The sequence below is a fragment of the Paraburkholderia sp. UCT31 genome (genome assembly GCF_014397655.1).
GTDB classification, from domain to species: domain Bacteria; phylum Pseudomonadota; class Gammaproteobacteria; order Burkholderiales; family Burkholderiaceae; genus Paraburkholderia; species Paraburkholderia tuberum.
In genome coordinates, this window is the sequence record NZ_VZQP01000071.1 from 1 (window position 1) to 19,221 (window position 19,221).

The 19,221-nt window shown below is 62.2% G+C and carries 22 protein-coding genes and 1 pseudogene; 17 read left to right on the top strand and 6 right to left on the bottom strand.

Going from position 1 to position 19,221, the window contains the following annotated elements; all coding sequences use genetic code 11:
* Nucleotides 1-129: pseudogene (locus F6X40_RS42900) on the bottom strand (Hsp20/alpha crystallin family protein); the annotation flags it as partial.
* Between the two features lie 203 nt (nucleotides 130-332).
* On the opposite strand from F6X40_RS42900, the gene F6X40_RS36500 reads away from it, so the two are divergent.
* The 5 genes from F6X40_RS36500 (at nucleotide 333) to F6X40_RS36515 (ending at nucleotide 2,679) form a co-directional block, all read left to right on the top strand.
* Nucleotides 333-716, top strand: coding sequence for a hypothetical protein (locus tag F6X40_RS36500; protein WP_090809669.1), 384 nt, complete (start codon nucleotides 333-335; stop codon nucleotides 714-716).
* 324 nt (nucleotides 717-1,040) lie between these two features.
* Nucleotides 1,041-1,322 (top strand): 3-keto-5-aminohexanoate cleavage protein, encoded by a 282-nt coding sequence (locus F6X40_RS43695; RefSeq protein ID WP_409339996.1) that lies wholly within the window; start codon nucleotides 1,041-1,043, stop codon nucleotides 1,320-1,322.
* 13 nt (nucleotides 1,323-1,335) lie between these two features.
* On the top strand, nucleotides 1,336-1,482 hold the full coding sequence (locus F6X40_RS43700; protein WP_410452604.1) for a 3-keto-5-aminohexanoate cleavage protein: 147 nt from the start codon (nucleotides 1,336-1,338) through the stop codon (nucleotides 1,480-1,482).
* A gap of 3 nt (nucleotides 1,483-1,485) precedes the next feature.
* Entirely contained in the window at nucleotides 1,486-1,836 is a 351-nt protein-coding gene (locus F6X40_RS36510) for a 3-hydroxyacyl-CoA dehydrogenase NAD-binding domain-containing protein (protein WP_262421683.1), read from the top strand.
* Between the two features lie 531 nt (nucleotides 1,837-2,367).
* Nucleotides 2,368-2,679, top strand: coding sequence for a DUF4148 domain-containing protein (locus tag F6X40_RS36515; RefSeq protein ID WP_184059863.1), 312 nt, complete (start codon nucleotides 2,368-2,370; stop codon nucleotides 2,677-2,679).
* Between the two features lie 163 nt (nucleotides 2,680-2,842).
* Here the strand turns inward: F6X40_RS36515 and F6X40_RS36520 are convergent, their stop codons facing one another.
* Nucleotides 2,843-3,421, bottom strand: a complete 579-nt coding sequence (locus F6X40_RS36520; protein WP_184059865.1) for a TetR/AcrR family transcriptional regulator — start codon at nucleotides 3,419-3,421, stop codon at nucleotides 2,843-2,845.
* Between the two features lie 130 nt (nucleotides 3,422-3,551).
* Between F6X40_RS36520 and F6X40_RS36525 the strand changes: the two genes are divergently transcribed.
* Both F6X40_RS36525 and F6X40_RS36530 read left to right on the top strand, forming a co-directional pair.
* Nucleotides 3,552-4,286: an SDR family NAD(P)-dependent oxidoreductase gene (locus F6X40_RS36525; protein ID WP_187631245.1), complete on the top strand. Its 735-nt coding sequence runs from the start codon at nucleotides 3,552-3,554 to the stop codon at nucleotides 4,284-4,286.
* A 313-nt stretch (nucleotides 4,287-4,599) separates the two neighbouring features.
* Nucleotides 4,600-5,199: an NADPH-dependent F420 reductase gene (locus F6X40_RS36530; RefSeq protein WP_187631229.1), complete on the top strand. Its 600-nt coding sequence runs from the start codon at nucleotides 4,600-4,602 to the stop codon at nucleotides 5,197-5,199.
* On the opposite strand, the gene F6X40_RS36535 is transcribed toward F6X40_RS36530, so the two are convergent.
* Nucleotides 5,163-5,447 (bottom strand): DsbA family protein, encoded by a 285-nt coding sequence (locus F6X40_RS36535; protein ID WP_187631230.1) that lies wholly within the window; start codon nucleotides 5,445-5,447, stop codon nucleotides 5,163-5,165. The genes F6X40_RS36530 and F6X40_RS36535 overlap by 37 nt on opposite strands.
* A gap of 238 nt (nucleotides 5,448-5,685) precedes the next feature.
* On the opposite strand from F6X40_RS36535, the gene F6X40_RS36540 reads away from it, so the two are divergent.
* On the top strand, nucleotides 5,686-7,392 hold the full coding sequence (locus tag F6X40_RS36540) for an FAD-dependent oxidoreductase (RefSeq protein WP_187631231.1): 1,707 nt from the start codon (nucleotides 5,686-5,688) through the stop codon (nucleotides 7,390-7,392).
* A 54-nt stretch (nucleotides 7,393-7,446) separates the two neighbouring features.
* Here the strand turns inward: F6X40_RS36540 and F6X40_RS36545 are convergent, their stop codons facing one another.
* Both F6X40_RS36545 and F6X40_RS36550 read right to left on the bottom strand, forming a co-directional pair.
* Entirely contained in the window at nucleotides 7,447-8,331 is an 885-nt protein-coding gene (locus F6X40_RS36545) for a pirin family protein (protein WP_187631232.1), read from the bottom strand.
* Nucleotides 8,332-8,372: 41 nt separating this feature from the next.
* Nucleotides 8,373-9,953, bottom strand: a complete 1,581-nt coding sequence (locus F6X40_RS36550; RefSeq protein ID WP_187631233.1) for a cation:proton antiporter — start codon at nucleotides 9,951-9,953, stop codon at nucleotides 8,373-8,375.
* A gap of 493 nt (nucleotides 9,954-10,446) precedes the next feature.
* Between F6X40_RS36550 and F6X40_RS36555 the strand changes: the two genes are divergently transcribed.
* Both F6X40_RS36555 and F6X40_RS36560 read left to right on the top strand, forming a co-directional pair.
* The gene (locus tag F6X40_RS36555; protein WP_187631234.1) at nucleotides 10,447-11,442 is read left to right on the top strand and encodes an alpha/beta fold hydrolase; all 996 of its coding nucleotides are present in this window, start codon (nucleotides 10,447-10,449) and stop codon (nucleotides 11,440-11,442) included.
* Nucleotides 11,443-11,462: 20 nt separating this feature from the next.
* Entirely contained in the window at nucleotides 11,463-11,963 is a 501-nt protein-coding gene (locus F6X40_RS36560) for a hypothetical protein (protein WP_262421684.1), read from the top strand.
* An 8-nt stretch (nucleotides 11,964-11,971) separates the two neighbouring features.
* Here the strand turns inward: F6X40_RS36560 and F6X40_RS36565 are convergent, their stop codons facing one another.
* Complete coding sequence (locus F6X40_RS36565) at nucleotides 11,972-12,253, bottom strand: XapX domain-containing protein (protein ID WP_184062564.1); 282 nt, start codon at nucleotides 12,251-12,253, stop codon at nucleotides 11,972-11,974.
* A 285-nt stretch (nucleotides 12,254-12,538) separates the two neighbouring features.
* On the opposite strand from F6X40_RS36565, the gene F6X40_RS36570 reads away from it, so the two are divergent.
* The 7 genes from F6X40_RS36570 (at nucleotide 12,539) to F6X40_RS36600 (ending at nucleotide 19,177) form a co-directional block, all read left to right on the top strand.
* On the top strand, nucleotides 12,539-13,225 hold the full coding sequence (locus tag F6X40_RS36570) for a hydrolase (protein ID WP_184062562.1): 687 nt from the start codon (nucleotides 12,539-12,541) through the stop codon (nucleotides 13,223-13,225).
* A gap of 164 nt (nucleotides 13,226-13,389) precedes the next feature.
* Nucleotides 13,390-13,557, top strand: a complete 168-nt coding sequence (locus F6X40_RS36575) for a DUF1427 family protein (protein WP_184062561.1) — start codon at nucleotides 13,390-13,392, stop codon at nucleotides 13,555-13,557.
* Between the two features lie 28 nt (nucleotides 13,558-13,585).
* Nucleotides 13,586-15,475, top strand: coding sequence for an amidohydrolase (locus F6X40_RS36580; RefSeq protein ID WP_187631235.1), 1,890 nt, complete (start codon nucleotides 13,586-13,588; stop codon nucleotides 15,473-15,475).
* A 1-nt stretch (nucleotide 15,476) separates the two neighbouring features.
* The gene (locus F6X40_RS36585; RefSeq protein ID WP_187631236.1) at nucleotides 15,477-15,923 is read left to right on the top strand and encodes a DoxX family protein; all 447 of its coding nucleotides are present in this window, start codon (nucleotides 15,477-15,479) and stop codon (nucleotides 15,921-15,923) included.
* Nucleotides 15,924-15,963: 40 nt separating this feature from the next.
* Nucleotides 15,964-16,878, top strand: coding sequence for a glyoxalase (locus tag F6X40_RS36590; protein ID WP_187631237.1), 915 nt, complete (start codon nucleotides 15,964-15,966; stop codon nucleotides 16,876-16,878).
* A complete protein-coding gene (locus F6X40_RS36595; protein WP_184062553.1) occupies nucleotides 16,875-17,570 on the top strand; it encodes a YoaK family protein in 696 nt (231 codons plus the stop codon). Before F6X40_RS36590 ends, F6X40_RS36595 begins: the two co-directional genes overlap by 4 nt.
* Before the next feature lie 92 nt (nucleotides 17,571-17,662).
* Nucleotides 17,663-19,177 carry an alginate export family protein gene (locus F6X40_RS36600; protein ID WP_187631238.1) on the top strand — a complete coding sequence of 505 codons (1,515 nt, stop codon included), beginning with the start codon at nucleotides 17,663-17,665 and terminating at the stop codon, nucleotides 19,175-19,177.
* The last annotated feature ends 44 nt before the right edge of the window (nucleotides 19,178-19,221 follow it).

The following is a 19,221-nucleotide window of genomic DNA, read 5'->3' on the forward strand; positions in this document are numbered from 1 at the left end:
CGGGAAACCGCCGAAGAGACTCGCCATCTGCCGTTGCAGACGGTCGAACTCGCTGAAAAGGTCGGTCCCGAAGTAGAGATCACTCATGATCGTTTCCTCCTTGGATGCAGCAGGGAAACGAACCGGCATACGCGCTCCAGTCCGTCTGCCATGCTGCGGCAAACAAATCGAAACACGCAGCGCGCCGGAATGCCGGCGCGACTGCCTGAGCGATATCTAAGATAGGATTGGAAACAGAAATTTCAAGGGGGTCATGGCGACTTTTTGTTCTTGAATTTGGATTGCCACACCCCTACGTTCACGACACCCATGCAACACCATGCGAGGACACCATGGAATTCGAATACGATTGGCTCACTCTTGGGCGTCACCGTATCCGGTTGCGCTCAACAAAGGGGTTCCCGACCGAGACGATGCGCACGGCGGTCGAAGTCATCCGGCTGGCGATCGACAGCAACATGAGCGCCCGGGCGCGGCTGGTTGAAGTGGTGTTCCGGCAGGAGTCCGCTTACGAGATTGCTGTCGGCACCACGTTCGCCGACGACCGGCTATGCGCGCCGCAGCTGGAAGCGGCGATCGCGACGGTGCTGGGCCTGCAGCCCGCGCAGATCACTATTTTCGTGACCGTGGTCACCCAGGAAGAGGTCGATCTGCACTTTGGTGTCTACGAAAGGATGCTGGCTGAAAAGCTCGGCGTGGTGCCGCTGATCCAGTGACGTCGCGGCAGGCAAGGAGCGGGGGATCGGCAAGGGGCGAACTGCGCGCCTGCCGGTGCGGACGGCGGCGGCGCCTTTGCTGCAATGCAATGAGGAGTATCCGACCGGATTCGGCCGCCCTCATTGCGGAGCATCCTGCAGCCGGATGCGGGAGGGTCTCGAAGAGCGTGTCATATCCCTGATAGCGCATTCGAACGCAGATTGTTCGCCGCCTGGATTCGATCAATCGGCTTCCGGAACGGCGCGACACAACTGATAAGACGCCCGCATGCGTCAAAATAATGGCGATTGTCGACGATGTAGCCTACGTCGTCGAGGGTCCCCTTGTGGGCGGTCAGCCTCGCCGACATCGTCCAGGATGTTCAGCGCGCCATCAACGAGGGGCTCGACGACGCGCCGCACTTTATCAATATCGTGATCGGCGCCAATGCGTTCCGGGGCGCGTTGCCCTGCACGCCCCGGCTGTTGCAGACGATGATCGATCATCTGCCCCGCAACGCCGTCTTCAACGTCAGCGCTATCGGCGCCGCGCAGTTGCCTGCCGCGATGAACTCGCTGTTGCTGGGAGAGGACGTGCGCGTCGGACTCGAAGACAACTTCTACTAACAGACAAGGTCAGTTGGCCACCAATGTTCACCTGGTCGAGCGGCTTGTTCGCCTGGTCCGCGAGATGGGTTACGAGCCGGCCACGCCGGCTGAATCACGGAAGATCATTGGGCTGCGGCCGTTGCGCGAAACAATCCACGCTGCCTGCCAGGAGGGCTAACCGATGACAACGCGAGCCGTCACCGTCGCCGTCGTCGGCACTGACGTCATTGGCGCGGGTTGGGTGACACACTTCCTGGCTCATGGTTTCGCCGTCACGGCGACCGATCCCAGCCAGGGGGCCGCGTTGCGCCTGCGCAACTGGATCGACGATAGTTGGCCTGTAGTGGAGAGGCGCGGGCTTGCAGACGGCGCCTCGCGGGACCAGTTGACGTTCCCGCCTGACGTGGGCTCGGCGGTGCGCAACGCCGATTTCTTTCAAGCAAGCGGCCCTGAGCGTCTGGATATCAAACACGCGTTGATCGTGAGCATCGAATCGGTGGCAAGGGCAGAGGCGATCATCGCATCGTCGTAGTCGGGGCTGGCGATCAGCGACATTCAAGCAGGCGCGAAGCACCCGGAACGAATCGTCCTGGGACTGGATGCAGATATCGTTGGCACACATTGAATCTGCCATTATTGCGGCAGAAAAGATGCTACTCGTTGCGCGGTATGGCCGTTCCACTTTGATACCTGCCGTTTGAACCGCGACGACTTGACCGTCGGCAACGCGTCGAAAAGAGCGACTCTCGAGGACCGAGACTCCGCCGATGCAAACCTCGCGCGATCCTGTTCGCGGCGCGCCTCGCTGACCAACCTCCGCGGTAGCCGGGAGGAACGATGCTTGCGGCTCCCGCGGCGGATCAACCGAAGGAGCGTGATAGGGCCGAAGGGCACAAACCGGGCGAGAAGGTTCAGACGTGTGGCATCTGCAAGGTGGTGAGAAAAGGTGACGCCGGTTCCGGCTTCGAAGTGACATGCGTCGAAGGCGGGCATTTTCACCCGCAGCGACAACGGTGCGCACTACGAGCTGGTTCACGGCGCGGCGCAGGGAAGGAGACGTACTATGAGAAATCGGCCTGGAACACAGTCAATACTTCCCGCTCTGGTGATTTTGCTCACCGGCTGTGTCGCTGGTGGCATGCCGTATACCGGGCCGCACCTCACTCCGACAGAGTGCCGCGACCTGGCGGCGCTCAAGACAAACGCGCCCCCTACGATGGCGCAGCACCAAAGCGAACTCGCTGCCTTGAGGAAAGCGGGCTACGACCCGTCACCGTGGTTTGATGATCCGTATTACCCGGATGATCTACAAGCGGCACAGCGCCTGGTCGACTATTGGTTCCAAACGGAGTGCCAGCACCTTCAACCCGGCTGAGATAGAGAGATCGAGGACTGACCCGGATGTCTCCGCCGCCAGAAGCGGCCGATCGATCAAGTGCGGTAATGGCCATTCGAGTGTCGGCTCCAGTCAGCTTTCCGCCGTCTGGTTCGAATCCCCGGGGCTTTCCTGGTAGGAAAGTATGCGTCGGCGATCTGATTCAACACGTTGCCTTCTCGACATCGTTGCTCGACCGGTTTGTCAGGATGGCGCTCGTAATAATGTGAAAGAGATGATCCCCGCGTGGCGCGAATCCGGGTTGGCCGTCGAGCCAGCCGAGCGCCGACATCAGGGCGAACAGGTCGACCCCATCGATATCGGCGCGCGCCGTTCCCTCGGCCTGAGCACGGCGCAGTAGTCGCGCGCCCGCTGAACGCAGCGCTGTGCTCGAAGCGTGAAGCGCGGAGTCAGGGTCCGCGTGCGCGGTCGCGAACAAGGCGCAAATGCCGCTATAGCTACGAACGAATGCAACCCCTTCGCGAAACCAGGACACCAGCGCTTCGTCAGGCGGATTCGACGTTTCTAGTTTGGCTGCCTGCTGTATCAGTTCGTCCACGTTCATACGCAGCAACGCTTCGAACAAGGCTTCTCGTGTCGGGAAATGGCGAAACAGTGTGGCCAACCCGACGTCGGCCCGGCGGGCGATATCTCGCATGGACGCATCGGCGCCATGCTCGGTGACGACGTCACGCGCGACCGCAAGTAGATGGCTGTAATTTTTTCTGGCGTCGGCTCGCATAAATCGCCTTGACAATCGGATCGGTGATCCGTATAAAATGAAGCTGTATCTGGATCAGTGATCCACAAGATACAGCACATTTGTGCAAATGGGAACCGAGACGCTGTCCGACACCACGAAAGGAGATGTCATGGGAAAGCTTGAGGGTAAGGTTGCAGTCATCACGGGGGGATCGAGCGGCATGGCGCTGGCGAGCGCGAAGCGGTTCGTCGAAGAAGGCGCCTATGTTTTCATCACGGGACGGAGGCAGGAGGTGCTCGACGAGGCCGTCAAGCAGATTGGCCGGAACGTGACCGGTGTGCGCGGCGACGCGGCCAATCTCGACGACCTTGACCGTCTGTTCGATACAGTCAGGCGTGAAAAGGGCAAGATCGACATCCTGTACGCGAGCGCTGGCACGGGCAAAGCCGTCCCGCTGGGCGAGATTACCGAGCAGCACTTCGACGCGGAATTCGGCCTGAATACGCGCGGTACGCTGTTTGCGGTTCAGAAGGCGTTGCCGCTGTTCAACGATGGTGGATCGATCTTCATGACCGGGTCAGTTGCTTCGGTGAAGGGTTTTCCTGGTTACGGCGTGTATGCGGCGAGCAAGGCGGCATTGCGCTCATTCGCACGCACTTGGCTCAACGAACTGAAGGGCAGGAATATCCGGGTGAACGTGCTGAGCCCGGGGCCGATCGCCACACCGATGCAGGACCAGGTTCTCACCGAGGAGGCGAAGCGGATGTTCGAATCCCTGATCCCGCGGGGAAAGATGGGGCGTCCTGAGGAAATTGCGGCGGTCGCGCTGTTTCTTGCTTCAGACGATTCGAGCTTCGTGAATGGGGTGGAATTGTCTGTCGACGGTGGCTTCTCGGCTATCTGAAATCGCGCCGAAAAGCGCGTAGGGGGCCTGTCAACCTGACGAAGATGGTCCGAGTTGTGTCTACAAATATGAAATCCTGATCAATAACCTGGATTGGTTTCGGTGATTGTCCAGCGGGTATTGTCACGTCTGCTCGCGCTGTTGTCGCTGCAAACGGCGTTGAAGGCGCTCGGTTCCGCGTGTCTGCTGTGGCTCGCATGGCGCATCGCGCGCAGCGGGCCGCCTAACGCGGGCAACGGTCCCGCGCGCCCGGTTACCAATAATCACCATGGGTCCATGGTTGATCAAAACGTCACCTGAATGGAGAGTTCGCATGAGCTATTCGATTATTGGCTTTGGCGCGGTAGGCCAGGCACTCGCTCGAGCGTTTGCAAGAAAGAACATCGACGTAACGGTCGCCAGCCGGCGCCCTCCCGAGACGTTGATGCAGCAGGCACGAGAGATCGGCCCTACCGTCGTCCCCAAGACGCTGCAGGATGCAATCGCGTCCGACACGATCTTCCTGGCGGTTCCTTTCTGGGAGCACCGCGAGGTCGCGAAGCAGATCAAGAGTTGGAAGGGCAAGACGGTCATCGACGCGACAAATGCTTATGGCGTTCCCGTCGAAGAGCTACAAGGTCTGCCGTCCTCCGCAGTTGTCGCCAAAGCGTTTACCGGGTCCAGGTTCGTAAAGGGTTTTAACCATCTGCCCGCTGCCGTTCTGGCCGCTGATCCGAGTGTGAATGGCGGCAGCCGCGTCGTGTTTCTGTCGAGCGATGACGAAAGTGCGGTGGCACCGGTCGCGGCTCTGGCTGAACAACTCGGTTTCGCGCCGATTGCGCTAGGACCGCTCAAGGATGGCGGTTCGCTCGTCCAGGCCAGGGGGAATACCTGGGCTCAACTGATCTTCAAGGATCTCGTCAAGTTCAAATAGCGGCGCGTCACGGCAAAGTCACGTCCGCCCAGCATTTCCGAGCGAGTCCAGCTACCGAACTCGAGCCTTCGGTAGACGCGCCGGTGCATCCCTTGAGGCGGTGTTTCCGGGTTCAATTCGAACGGAAGATAACGAACATCTAATTCGGGAAGTTCGTCAAGGGCCTTGCCGGCCTCCAGATTTCGATGTCCGATCCAGCACCATCGACAAATGAAGTCGTAGGCGATCGTGATTTTTGCGCGTTCCATGGCATGCCCCGTGGGCAAGTTGCGATGCTCACCAGGCAAAACAACACGAGCTCCCAGCTGAATATACTCAGCGCGCGAGCTCGTGTTGCGCGTGGCGCAATGGCCCATTCGATGGGAAAGCGCTTCCCCTAGGGTTGCTGGTCTCTTCAGAACTATTCAGCTTCGCAACAAGAACTTTTGGGCTTGATGTCGCTAACATCCGGACTCGAACTCAACGCGGCCGGCAGGCGAGGCGAATATGATCGACGCAGGTAATACGAACGCAAGCTCACTCGACTCTGAACTTCCGTTTTCGTCCCTTGAATATCGGCAGCATCAAATGTTTCCACGCCTTTCCAATCCGGAGATACGCAGTGCGAGCCGCTATGGCCGCCCGAAGTCGTTCAAGGCCGGCGATTCGATCTTCAGGACGGGGCGCATTGCAGAAGGGCTATTCATCTTGCAGCGCGGGAGTGTGCGGATCTATTCGTGCGACCCGCAAGGGCGTACCACGGTCGTGACAGACCATCATGACGGCCATTTCATGGCCGAAATGGCGCAACTCACCGGCAAGCCGTCGCTGGTGGACGCGATTGCCATGACTGACTGCGATACGCTCGTCCTGAACTCAGAGCAGTTGCGGGCGCTGATCATCGCGGACGCCCAGTTGGGCGAGCACATCATGCGCGCGTTGATCCTGAGGCGTCTCGGGCTCATCGAGCAGGGGCTCGGTCCCATTATCGTCGGCAAGGGTGACGACGCGAGGGTAGTCCGCCTGCAAGGCTTTTTGCGGCGCAATGCCTATCCGGCTGCGGTGATCGATGCACACAAGGATTCGGACGCCGTGCAGCTGCTCGCCGGCCTCACTTCGAAGGCCGACGATTTCCCGCTTGTTTTTTGCCCGGACGGGTCGGTCCTGAGGGCGCCCGACGAAGTGGAGCTCGCCACCCGGCTCGGCCTGGTGCCGACGTTCTGTGCGTCGCAGTGCTACGACATCGCTATCATCGGCGCGGGTCCGGCGGGCCTGGCGGCGGCCGTTTACGCGGCGTCGGAGGGGCTTTCGGCCGTCGTTTTCGATCGGCGCGCGCCAGGTGGTCAGGCCGGTGCGAGCGCACGTATCGAGAACTACCTTGGCTTTCCGACTGGCATATCGGGGCAAGCTCTTGCAGCACGCGCGTTTCAGCAGGCATTGAAATTTGGTGCTCACGTGGCCATTCCCACTGCGGTCGATCGGGTCGAGGGCGCGGCGGGCAACTTCGTGCTCGCGCTTTCCGATCGACAGTGCGTGCGTGCGCGGACAGTCGTGGTCGCGAGCGGAGCGGTGTATCGAAAGCCTTCCGTGACGGGCCTTGAGCGCTTCGAGGGCAGAGGGATCTACTATTGGGCGTCGCCCATCGAGGCGCGTCTAGTCAGCGGGAAAGACGTTGTGCTGATCGGTGGCGGTAACTCGGCTGGGCAGGCTGCCGTCTTTCTCGCCAACTTTGCGAAAAGCATACGCGTTTTGATACGTGGCCATAGTCTCGAAGCCACCATGTCCCGTTACCTGGTAGACCGGCTCAGCGCTCTGCCAAACGTGTCGATCTGCGCAAGATGCACGCTTGAATCACTGGAAGCGAGCGACGGTGGTCTTGAGCGAATTCGCGTCTTTCATCACGAACAGGGCAGTGAGCTCATTGAGATACAGCATCTTTTCCTGTTCATCGGCGCCGATCCAAAAACAGACTGGTTGACATCGATGGGCGTTCAACTGGATGAGCGCGGCTTTGTCGAAACGGGGCCGCCCGATGCGAACGCAGGCACTGAGCGCTTCCCACTCGAGACGAATGTGCCGGGGCTTTTCGCGATCGGCGACGTCCGATCAGGGGCGCCGAAGCGGGTGGCCGCAGCGGTAGGAGACGGCGCAGCGGTAGTCAGCCAGATTCATGCGTGGCTCGGTCGAGACGAAGCGCGCGTCAAGGCTTCTTGAGGCGCGCAATGAGCGGCATGACGGGCCAAACGCAATCGCTCCCCAAGTCGATGCTCAATGTGCGCCACGCTCGGGTTGAGGCGTCCACTCATGCTCTTCGCCAGGCACTTTGCCGAAGGTCCGCGCAGCCCAGGCTTGCCGCGCAGCCACAATTTTCTCGCGCGAACCAGACACGAAATTCCACTCGATGAAGCGTTCGCCCGGCAGGTGCGCGCCGCCGAGGAGCATCACGCGCGCGCCATGCGCGCTGGCGAGTTCGACCGTTGCACGCGACTCCAGCACGGCCATCGTTGTCGGAGACAACGGCGTCCCGTCGATGGTCAGATCTCCGTCGACGAGATAGACGCCGCGCTCCTCGTGCTCGGCATCGAGTGCAAGGCGACCGGCAGCCGCGAACTCGGCATAGACGTAGAGCGTGGGTGAAAAGACTTCGACCGGCGAGGTCTTCCCGAAAGCCGAGCCTGCGATCACATGTACGGTTGCCCCGTCGCGCGTGAACGTCGGCAGCGTATCGGCCGGATGATGAATGAACGCGGGCGCGGCGTCTTCGTGTTCGACAGGCAGCGCGACCCAGGTCTGAATGCCGTGGATCGCCTGTTCAACTGGCCGATCCTCCAGCGGCGTGCGTTCTGAATGGACGATGCCGCGACCGGCCGTCATCCAGTTCACGTCGCCGGGTACGATTTTCTGCCGATAGCCGAGGCTGTCGTGATGCATGAACGAGCCTTCGAACAGGTACGTGACGGTCGCGAGGCCGATATGCGGATGCGGCAGCACATCCACGCCGCTGCCAGCGGGCAGCACGGCTGGCCCCATATGGTCGAAGAAAATGAATGGTCCGATGAGGCGCGCGGCACGGGCGGGAAGCACGCGCCGCACGATCAGGTTGCCGATGTCGCTTTCGCGCGGCGTGAGCAGAGCCTTGATCGTAGTGGGCATGATGAAGACCTTTCGTTAAGGGCCGAGGTGGAGGCAAGCCGTCACGGTTCGAGCAGCCGCAACAGCCGCAGCTCCTCGAAATCAAGTTCGGATTCGATGCGATGCAGGACCGCGTCGTCCACCTTGCCGTCGCGATGCAGGCCGAGCAATGCCTCACGCGACACGCCAACGAGTTCGAGTTCGACACGCAGGAAGTGCGCACGGTGTTCGATTCGGTCCGCACCCAACTGGTATGCGCTTTCGTTCGCGGTGACGCGAATCCGGTATTCGGCTAGCAGCCGCTCGAACGTCGCGCGTTCGATGCCGGACGAGCGCTCGTCGATTTCCTCGAGCGCAGCGAGAGAGGCGCCGAACGCATGGGCGCGCGCCTCATGCTCGGACATGGTGTGACGGGCTGTCGGGCGCAGTTTCAGCAGCCGGATGAGCGGCGCGAGGCTGCCGCCCTGCACGACAAGCGTCGCGATGATCAGCAGAAATGTGCTGAAGACGATCAGGTCGCGGCCGGGGAAATTGTCTGGCAGCGCGATTGCGGCCGCCAGACTGACGACGCCGCGCATACCCGCCCAGCCGAGCACAACCGCTTCCTTGAAGCTCCACGGCTCGCGGCCCGAACGTTTCGCGCGTATCTGGTCGGGCAGCCAGATCGCAGCGAACACCCACGCGAGGCGCGCAACGATGGCTGCCGCAGTTGCCGGCAACGCGACACGCAGCCCGGCCGTCAACACGGCCGATTCGCGATTCACCCGTGAGAGGAGTGCATGCAGTGTGAGGCCGATCAGGATGAAGACCAGCGCCTCGAGCACGAACACGACCGCTTCCCAGGTCGCCTTGGCTTTTATGCGCATATCAGCGTCGAATACCCGATGCTGGCGGATGCCGAGCACGAGACCGCAGGTCACGACGGACAGCACACCCGATCCGCCGACGGCCTCCGCGATACCGTAGCTGGCCCACGCCATAACGAAGGTCACGACGATGCCGAGCATCGGATCGCCCAGACGCTGCAGCACCCAACACATGGCCTGGCCGCACACGATGCCGACCGCGATGCCGATCAGGGTAAGCGTAAAGAACAGCACCGATCCGCTCGTGACCGTGATCGTCGCGGCTAGCGCTGCCGAGACCGCCATCTGATAGAGCAGCAGGCCCGACGCGTCGTTCACGAGGCTTTCGCCTTCCAGCACGGCCACGAGCCTGGCGGGTAGCGGGTGGCGCTGAAGGATCGCTTTGGCGGCGACCGCGTCGGGCGGCGAGACGATCGCACCGAGCGTGAAGCACGCCGCCCATGGCAGGTTCGGGTTGAAGGCATGCACGGCGACAGCCACGGCGACGGTGGTGAATGTCACGGCCCCGAGCACGAGCGAAACGATCGTGCCGATGCCGCGTTGGAATTCCTTCCACGCCGTATAGAACGAACTCGACATCAGCAGCGGCGGCAGCACGGCCGCGAGCAGCAGGTTCGGGTCCACGTCGGGTACGCGCCTGCCGGCGACTGCGATCACACAGCCGCCGAGCAGCAGAACGACGGCAGGCGGGATCGCGATGCGCTGCGCGAGCCACGTCAGGGCGCCCGCTCCGCAGATCAACAGCAGGAGGTAATGAAAAAACTCGACGTTGTTCATCCGCTAGAAGCCCGGGGATTGCACGTCGATCAGACCGTAGACGACCCCGGCGAGAGTACCGGCAAGCAGCGAAGGGATGTACGGATTCATGATGCGAGTCTTGGTTGGTGAACGTGGCGTGACAGGAACTACGCGAAAGGCTCGCGGAAAAAGTATAGGTTCGTCTGGAATCAGGCAGAGTCTGATTAAGAATATTTAATCTCTGGCGCATGCGAGATATCCGTTCGACCGAGCTTTGGGGGCGTGCGTGAGCGCGACAACGGTGCCGAATCGTGGCTAAAGCTTTTGCGCCTCGCTGGGCGCAAAGGCATTGCGGCTTCATTTCAGGACTTTTCAGTTTGCGCCAAGGACTTTGGTCGCTTGCATCATTAGAGTGCCTGCCGGCATGTGGCGCTATTCAGCGAGTTCTCGCTCCTCGCCGCATCGCTATCCATCTCAACACGCAAGGTCGTCGCCACGCCCGCGCGCGGCGATGCAACGACGGAGATCTAGCATGAACACGCAGCAAATCGATTCGACCAGGCCTTCGGCGTCGCGCCGCAGGCTGCTTTCGGCAAGTGCGGGCATGGCCGGCGCCGTGGCAGCCATGTCGAGCCTGTCCGCGAACGCAGCCGCGTCCGTGACGGGCGGCTCGGCGCATACGCACGGCGCCTCGCATCATCACGGCGGCAACTACGTGAGCGCGAAGGACGGCACGCAGATCTTCTTCAAGGACTGGGGCACGGGCATGCCGGTCGTCTTCTCGCACGGCTGGCCGCTCTCGGCTGACGCGTGGGACGCGCAGATGCTCTTCCTGGTGAATCAGGGCTACCGGGTGATCGCACACGACCGCCGCGGCCATGGCCGGTCGGGCCAGCCGTCCGAGGGCAACGACATGAACACCTACGCCGACGATCTCGCGGCTGTGCTGGACGCGCTCGACGTGAAGGGCGCGATGCTCGTGGGCCATTCCACGGGCGGCGGCGAGGTGGCGCATTACATCGGCCGCCATGGCGAAAAGCGCGTGGCGAAGGCCGTGCTGATCGGCGCAGTGCCGCCGCAAATGGTCAAGTCTGCGAACAATCCGAACGGTCTGCCGATGTCGGTGTTCGATAACATCCGCGCGGGCGTGGCGGCGAACCGCTCGCAGTTCTATCTGGACCTGGCCACGCCGTTCTACGGCTTCAACCGCCCCGACGCGAAAGTCTCGCAGGGCCTCGTGCAGGACTTCTGGCGCCAGGGCATGGCCGGTTCGATCAAAGGCCAGTATGAGTGCATCAAGCAATTCTCTGAAGTCGACTACACCGACGACCTCAAGAAGATCAGCGTGCCCACGCTGATCCTGCACGGCGACGACGACCAGATCGTGCCGATCGACGATTCGGCGAAGCTCTCGGCGAAGATCGTCAAGAACGCGACGCTCAACGTGTACAAGGGCGCGCCGCACGGCATGTGCAGCACGCACGTCGATCAGGTCAATGCGGACCTGCTCGCGTTCCTCAAGTCCTGAGGCGCTACGACGAGATCGGCGTGACGCGCCTGCGAGGCAACGCGCGTCTGTTCAGAACTCTTCAGCTTGTCACAAGGACTTTCAGGCGCGCGTCGCCTCAGCTCGATGCCTATCGCGACCACCATACGAACGAACGCGAAACAGGCCTCTTGCTCCTGGCGGCCAGTTTTGAGTGGCTTCGAAAAGGGAATGAAATGGGTTTGAAACTGCAAGGCTCGCACCCGCATAGCCTCGAGATCGCGCGTCTCGCTGCCGCCGTTCGTGCGAACGCTGACGATGCGCGTGTCTGGCGCTGGTACGCCGACCTCATGGAAGACGGACGCGTGAGTTGCACGCGTACGCGCAAGGGGTGGCTGATCACGGTAGACGGTCGCTGCACGGTGGAAGACGAGTCGTTTGATTGCGCCGTGCGTCGAGCGGAGCAGACATGGAGTGACATCGCGCAGTCCCAGGTCAAGCTGCTCCGCCGCAGCAAGACCGCTGTGAAGACAACCGCCTCGAATTTGCCGCGGCTTCGGTGAAGCGCCGCTCAGAATGAGGATGACTGCTGGTCCCTTGCGGCCGCGTTGGAGCCTTGAGCGCCCGGCAGCGAGCCGAACATGTGCTGGCTGCATTTCGCCTCGCGCCATGCGGCACCCAACTTGTAACCGGAGAGCACCCTGCGTGCGAGGGGAAGTATCTGCTCGCCGGCCAGCATGCCGAGCAGGCCCGTCAGCGCAATGGTGGGCGGGGCCGGCGATTGCACGCCGATCGCACCGTAGACGACCCCGGCAAGGATGCCGGCCAACAAGGAAAGGATATACGGTTTCATAGTGCGAGTCTCATTGACGACCTGTCCCGTTACAGGATCTGCCCAGCGAATTCGTGGAAAGACTACCGGCTACTCTGGATTAAGAAAATACCAATTAAGAGCTTTTAAGATTAATTCTTTGGGCAATAAAATTTAATCCCTTTTTAGTTGTTGCTGCTCTGTCCTTGCGTGTCAAATAACCGGAGCTGGATGTCGAATTGCCCAGCGCCAATGCACATTGGACGCCTGCCGGTCATGCCGGCATGGCGGCTTCCTCCTCTCTCCGGTTCAAAGGACCTACCCGTCATGAACGATTCGAAACTCGAAGTTCTCACTCCTCAGAACAGCCAACTGATCATCATCGATCACCAACCGCAAATGGCGTTCGGCGTTCAGTCGATCGACCGCCAGGTGCTGAAGAACAACGTCGTCGGTCTGGCCAAGGCGGCCAAGGTGTTCAACGTTCCGACCACGATCACCACGGTCGAGTCGCAAAGCTTCTCGGGTTACACGTATCCGGAACTGCTCGACGTGTTCCCCGAGCACAAGGTGCTCGAACGCACGTCGATGAATTCGTGGGACGACCAGAAGGTACGCGACGCGCTCGCCGCGAATGGCCGCAAGAAGGTGGTCGTGGCAGGTCTGTGGACCGAGGTCTGCAACACGACGTTCGCGCTCTGCGCCATGCTCGAAGGTGACTACGAGATCTACATGGTGGCCGACGCATCGGGGGGCACGTCGAAAGACGCGCACGACTTCGCGATGCAGCGCATGGTCCAGGCGGGCGCCGTGCCCGTCACGTGGCAGCAGGTCCTGCTCGAATGGCAGCGTGACTGGGCTCACCGCGCGACCTACGACGCCGTGATGGCGATCGCGAAGGAACATTCGGGCGCGTACGGCATGGGCGTCGACTACGCGTACACGATGGTCCATAAGGCAGCGCAGCGCACGGCTACGCCGCACGAGGTGCTGCCGGCTGTACCGGCACGCTGATCGCCTCCGCGATCGCCGAAAGCGGGGCGATGCGCTTCGCGTGAAGTCGGCGGCAGCGCACGCGGTCTGCCGATCGCTGCGCTGCAGTGCATTCCCCGCGAGGTACTCGGGTTGAACCGCGGGGTCTCGCATCAGCATTCCAATCTCACGGAGAGACTGATCGTATGGAATCTTATCTGGTGTCCCTCGGTGCAGGGATGCTGATAGGCGTGATCTACAGCGTGATCAAGGTCCGCTCGCCCGCGCCCCCGCTCGTTGCCCTCATCGGCCTGCTTGGCATGTTGATCGGCGCACAGGCCGTTCCATCCCTGAGGCAGTTGTTGGGCTTTTAATCGAACTGATAGAAACGAGGAAACGCAAATGAGCGCAACCGTTACCCATCCCGATCTCATTTTGCACAACGGACGGTTCACCACGCTGGATCGTTCGAACCCGATCGCCAGTGCCGTGGCGATTGCCGATGGCCGCTTCGTCGCGGTCGGCAGCGATACCGACGTCATGCCGCTCGCGGGCCGCGCGACCAAAGTTATCGATCTCGGTGGCCGGCCGGTGCTGCCAGGCCTCATCGACAATCACCTGCATTTGATCCGCGGCGGTCTGAACTACAACATGGAGCTGCGCTGGGACGGCGTGCGCTCGCTCGCCGTTGCCATGGAGATGCTCAAGCAGCAGGTTGCAATCACGCCCGCGCCGCAATGGGTGCGCGTGGTCGGCGGCTTCACCGAGCACCAATTCGAAGAGAAGCGGCTGCCGACGCTCGATGAGTTGAACGCCGTCGCGCCGGATACGCCGGTCTTCATCCTGCATCTGTACGACCGGGCGCTGCTCAATGCCGCCGCGTTGCGCGTGGTGGGCTACACGAAGGATACGCCGGAGCCGCCGGGCGGCACGATCATGCGCGACAGCGCGGGCAACCCCACCGGGCTGCTGCTGGCGAACCCCAATGCGTCGATCCTCTACGCGACACTCGCGAAAGGCCCGAAGCTGCCGCTGGAGTATCAATACAATTCGACGCGTCATTTCATGCGCGAACTCAACCGCCTTGGCGTGACCGGCGCGATCGATGCCGGCGGCGGCTCGCAGAACTACCCGGACGATTACGAAGTCATCCGCAAGCTCCATGATGCGGGCGAGATGACGGTGCGCATCGCATACAACCTCTTCACGCAAAAGCCGAAGGCCGAAAAGGAAGACTTCGTGAACTGGACCGGCTCGGTCAAGTATCACGATGGTTCGGACTACTTCCGCCACAACGGTGCGGGTGAAATGCTGGTGTTTTCGGCGGCCGACTTCGAGGACTTCCGCGTGGCGCGCCCCGAACTGCCGCCCGGAATGGAAGGCGAACTCGAAGGCGTGGTGCGGGTACTCGCACAGAACCGCTGGCCGTGGCGCCTGCATGCGACCTATGACGAAACCATCAGCCGTGCGCTCGATGTGTTCGAGAAGGTCAACAAGGATATTCCGCTCGACGGAATCAACTGGTTCTTCGACCACGCGGAAACCGTTTCCGAGCGATCGATGGATCGCATTGCGGCGCTGGGTGGCGGCATCGCGGTTCAGCATCGCATGGCCTATCAGGGCGAGTATTTCGTCGAGCGCTATGGCGCGCAAGCGGCGCAAGCCACGCCGCCCGTCGCGAGAATGCTCGAGAAGGGCATCAAGGTCTCGGCCGGCACCGATGCGACGCGCGTCGCGTCGTACAACCCGTGGGTGTCGCTCGCATGGCTCGTGAGCGGCAAGACAGTTGGCGGTCTGCGGATGTATCCGCAACGTAACCTGCTCGATCGCGATACCGCGCTGCGCATGTGGACGGAGTACGTCACCTGGTTCTCGAACGAAGAGGGCAAGAAAGGGCGCATGGTGCCCGGGCAGCTTGCCGACCTCATGGTTCCGGACCGCGACTTCTTCTCGTGCGCGGAGGACGACATTGCCGGCACCACCGCATTGCTCACGGTGGTCGGCGGAAAGATCGTCTGGGGCGCGGGCCCGTTCTCGCAACACGATCAGCCGATCCCGCCTGCAATGCCGGACTGGTCGCCGGTGCGCCAATACGGCGGCTATGGCGGCTGGGGCGCTACGCAGCGCGAGGGCGCGCCGCTCGGACGCGCCGCTGCCGCGGCGATGTGCGCCTGCGCGAGCGCCTGCGATCTGCACGGCCATGCGCATGCGAGCGCGTGGGCCAGTGCATTGCCGACTTCGGACGCAAAGGGCTTCTGGGGCGCATTCGGCTGCGCTTGCTGGGCAATCTGACATGACGATATGGAACGGCAGCAGCAACCCCGCATGGGTTCGTGCGCTGCTATCGCAGCCGTGGGTTGGGCCGCTCGTGCGCCTTGCGCTCGTGTCCGCCTACCTCATCGGCGGTGTCACCAAAGCGCTGAACTTCGAGGGCGCGATTGCGGAGCAGGCGCATTTCGGCCTGGAGCCGGCCGCCCTCTGGGCAGCGCTCGCGGTGGCGGTCGAGATCGTCGGCTCGCTATGCGTGGTATTGCGCCGCTTCACGTGGATCGGCGCAGGCGGCCTCGGCATGCTGACCGTCGTCGCGATGCTGGTTGCCAACGACTTCTGGAACCATGCCGGTGTCGAGCGCTTCATGGCGCTCAACAGTTTTTTCGAGCATCTGGGACTGATCGCGGGGCTCGTGCTCGCGATCCTGCTCGGCGATTCGCAGCGTCCGGCCGGCGAGAGCCGCGCCTGACCGATTGATCAGTACGATGAAATATCAAGGAAATTCCGCTATGAAAGCAATTCGCACTGCCTTAGTTGCCCTGATGATCGCGGGCGATCTCGTCGCCGCGCCCGTTTCTTTCGCGAAGCCGCCCGTAGCGCCGGTCGAAGCGCCGTCGGTCGCAGTCGGTCCGCAGTACGACACGACGCACGTATACGTGGCACCAGAGGACTTCGACCGCTTCACCGACAGCTTCGCGGCGACGTTCGGCGGCAGCAAGTCGAAGCAGGGTGTGTTCCAGGTCACGCCGACACCGAGTCAGACGATGTCGCAGCTCGTATTTACCCCGGCAGGCACGATCTCCGTGTTCGGCTTCAAGACGCCCATGCCGTATCCCTTCGGCGCGGAGCGCACGGGCTACCTCGTGACGGATATGGACGCGGCGGTGAAGTCGGCGCGTGCACTCGGTGCCGATGTGATCGTCGATACGTTCCCCGACCCGATCGGCCGCGATGCGATCATCACGTGGCCGGGTGGTACCAACATGCAGCTCTACTGGCACACCGAGGCCCCGCACTACGACAAGCTGCAGACCATTCCCGAGAATCGGGTCTACGTGTCGCCGCAAAGCGTGCACAAGCTGGTTCACGATTTCGTCAAATTCTCGCACGGCAAGGTGGTGTCCGATGACCTGAAGGCGCCGGGTGTCGAGATCGGCAGACCTGACGACACCTATCGCCGCATTCGAATCGAATCGCCGTTCGGCAAGATGACCGTGCTCGTGACGGACGGTCATCTGCCTTACCCGTTCGGGCGCGAAGTGACCGGGTACGAAGTACCGAATTTGGCCGATACGCTTCAAAAGGCGAAGGCCGCTGGCGTCAATGTGCTGGTGCCGCCGTTCACCTCGGCCGGGCGTGATGCCGCGGTCGTGCAGTTCCCGGGCGGCTATATCGCCGAAATTCACGCAGGCGCGGCGCAATGAAGTCCGAGGACACGATCCTTGCCGCGATCGCCGGCTTTGTCGACACGCTGAGCTTCGTTGCACTGTTCGGTCTGTTCACCGCACACGTGACGGGCAACTTCGTGTTGATTGGCGCCGGCATCGCCGGCTCGGGGCAGGGCGTTCTGCTCAAGCTGATCGTGTTCCCCGCGTTTATCGGCGGGGTCGTTCTCAGCAGCCTGCTCGTGCGTTGGCTCTCGCAGGGGCATGCGCGTCAGGGCGCACGCCTGCTCTATGCGGTGCAGGCCGTGCTGATCGTCGGCTTTTGCCTCGCCGGCGTATGGGCGACGCCGGTCAGCCGGCCCGACAGCTTGCCTGTCATCGTGGCCGGCGTCGTGGGTGCGTTCGCGATGGGTGTGCAGAATGCGCATCCGCGCCTGATCCAGCGTCCTGGCGTGCCGAATACCGTAATGACGGGCAACGTCACGCAAGCCGTTCTGGACGTGATCGACATGCTGTCGCCGGGCACGGTCGACAGTGTGCGCGCCGCGGCGCGCTCGCGCTTCGGGTCGATGATGCCGGCCATTGTCGCGTTTGCGGTTAGCGCGGTGGCCGGGGCACTGGGGGTGGTCTACATGGGCTTCTGGGCGCTGCTTGCGCCGGCGTGCGCCCTCGTCGGGCTCGCGGCGACCACGGGAGAGCATGAGCGCGCGATCGCACCAGGGCACTCATGAATCCAGGCGGCGCAGGGAATCGCCCCGCTCAGGCCCGGCGCGTGAGCGGGACGGGCAAACACAAACACAAGCCGACACAGGCAAGGAAATCCATGGTATTGGGCACGATGCGCGGGCGTCGATTCGAGAAGGCCGCGCGCTTGACGGCCATCGCCGGGCTGTTGCTGATGGGCGCCGACGCAGCGTTCGCGGATACGGCGGCGCAACCGGTTGCAGGTGCGAGCCTCGCGGCTGACTCGGCCGGTGCGACCACAGGCACGGTGGAGAATGACGCCACAACGACCGACGCGTGCAACGTCAAACGTCCTGCCGTGATGTTCAACCGCTGGCAGGAGGACTGGTCGGTGCTTGCGAACCCCTGCGTTCCGCGCAAGCCGCTCGACAGCCTCAAGTACATTCCGCTCGGCGGCGACCCCGCCTCATATCTGTCGCTTGGCGCGAACCTGCGTGAGCGTATCGAAACCAATGACGCCCCGCTGTTCGGTATCGGCTCTGCGCAGTCGGATACTTATCTGATTCAGCGCATCGAAGTGCATGCCGATGCACATCTCGCCGAGCACTGGCAGTTTTTCGTGCAACTCGTGGATGCGCGGGCGTTTGGCAAGAACGTGGTCACGCCGGTGGACAAGAATCCGCTCGATCTCGAGCAGGCATTCGTGGCCTACACCGGAGCGGTCGGCGGCGGTACGTTCAAGTTTCGCGTTGGCCGCCAGGAAATGGCATTCGACTTGCAGCGTTTCATTGCCGTACGCGATGGCCCGAACGTACGACAGGCGTTCGATGCTATCTGGGCAGACTACGAATACCAGAAGTGGCGCTTTATCGCCTACGCGACGCAGCCCGTGCAGTACCGTAACGCGACGGTGTTCGACGACGTGTCGAACCGCAATCTCACTTTCAGCGGCGTGCGTTTCGAGCGCCAATCCGTCGGGCCGGGTGATATGTCCGGCTACTGGTCGCGCTACAACAACACCAACGCGCGATACCTCGACGCTCAAGGTTCCGAGCACCGCGACGTCTGGGACCTGCATTATTTCGGCACGCGCGGCCGCGTCGATTGGGATGCCGAGGCGATGCTGCAGACGGGAACGGTCGGTAACAGTACGGTTCTCGCGTGGGCGATCGGCTCGCTCGCGGGTTACAAGCTCGACCTGCCGTGGACGCCGCGCGTCGGGCTGCAGATCGACGCTGCCTCTGGCGACCGGCACCCGCATGATGGGCGGCTCGAGACCTTCAATCCGCTATTTCCGAACGGCTATTACTTCACGCTCGCAGGCTATACGGGCTACGCGAACCTGATCCACATCAAACCATCCATCACGCTCAAGCCTTCGGCCAGTCTCACGCTGCTTGGCGCGCTGGGCTTCCAGTGGCGCGAGACGACCGGCGACGCCGTGTACCAGCAGCCGAATCAGCCAGTGCCGGGCACGGCGGGCAAGGGCAGCCGGTGGACCGGCATGTATGTGCAGTTGCGCGCGGACTGGACGATTGCGGCAAATCTGGTAGGTTCGGTCGAAGCCGTGCACTTCCAGGTGGGAAACTCGATTCGTGAGGCGGGCGGCCGCAATGCCGACTACGCCGGCGTCGAACTCAAGTACGGGTGGTAGGACTCGTCGGCGATCAGGCTCGTGGCGATCCCGGCCGCGTGAGG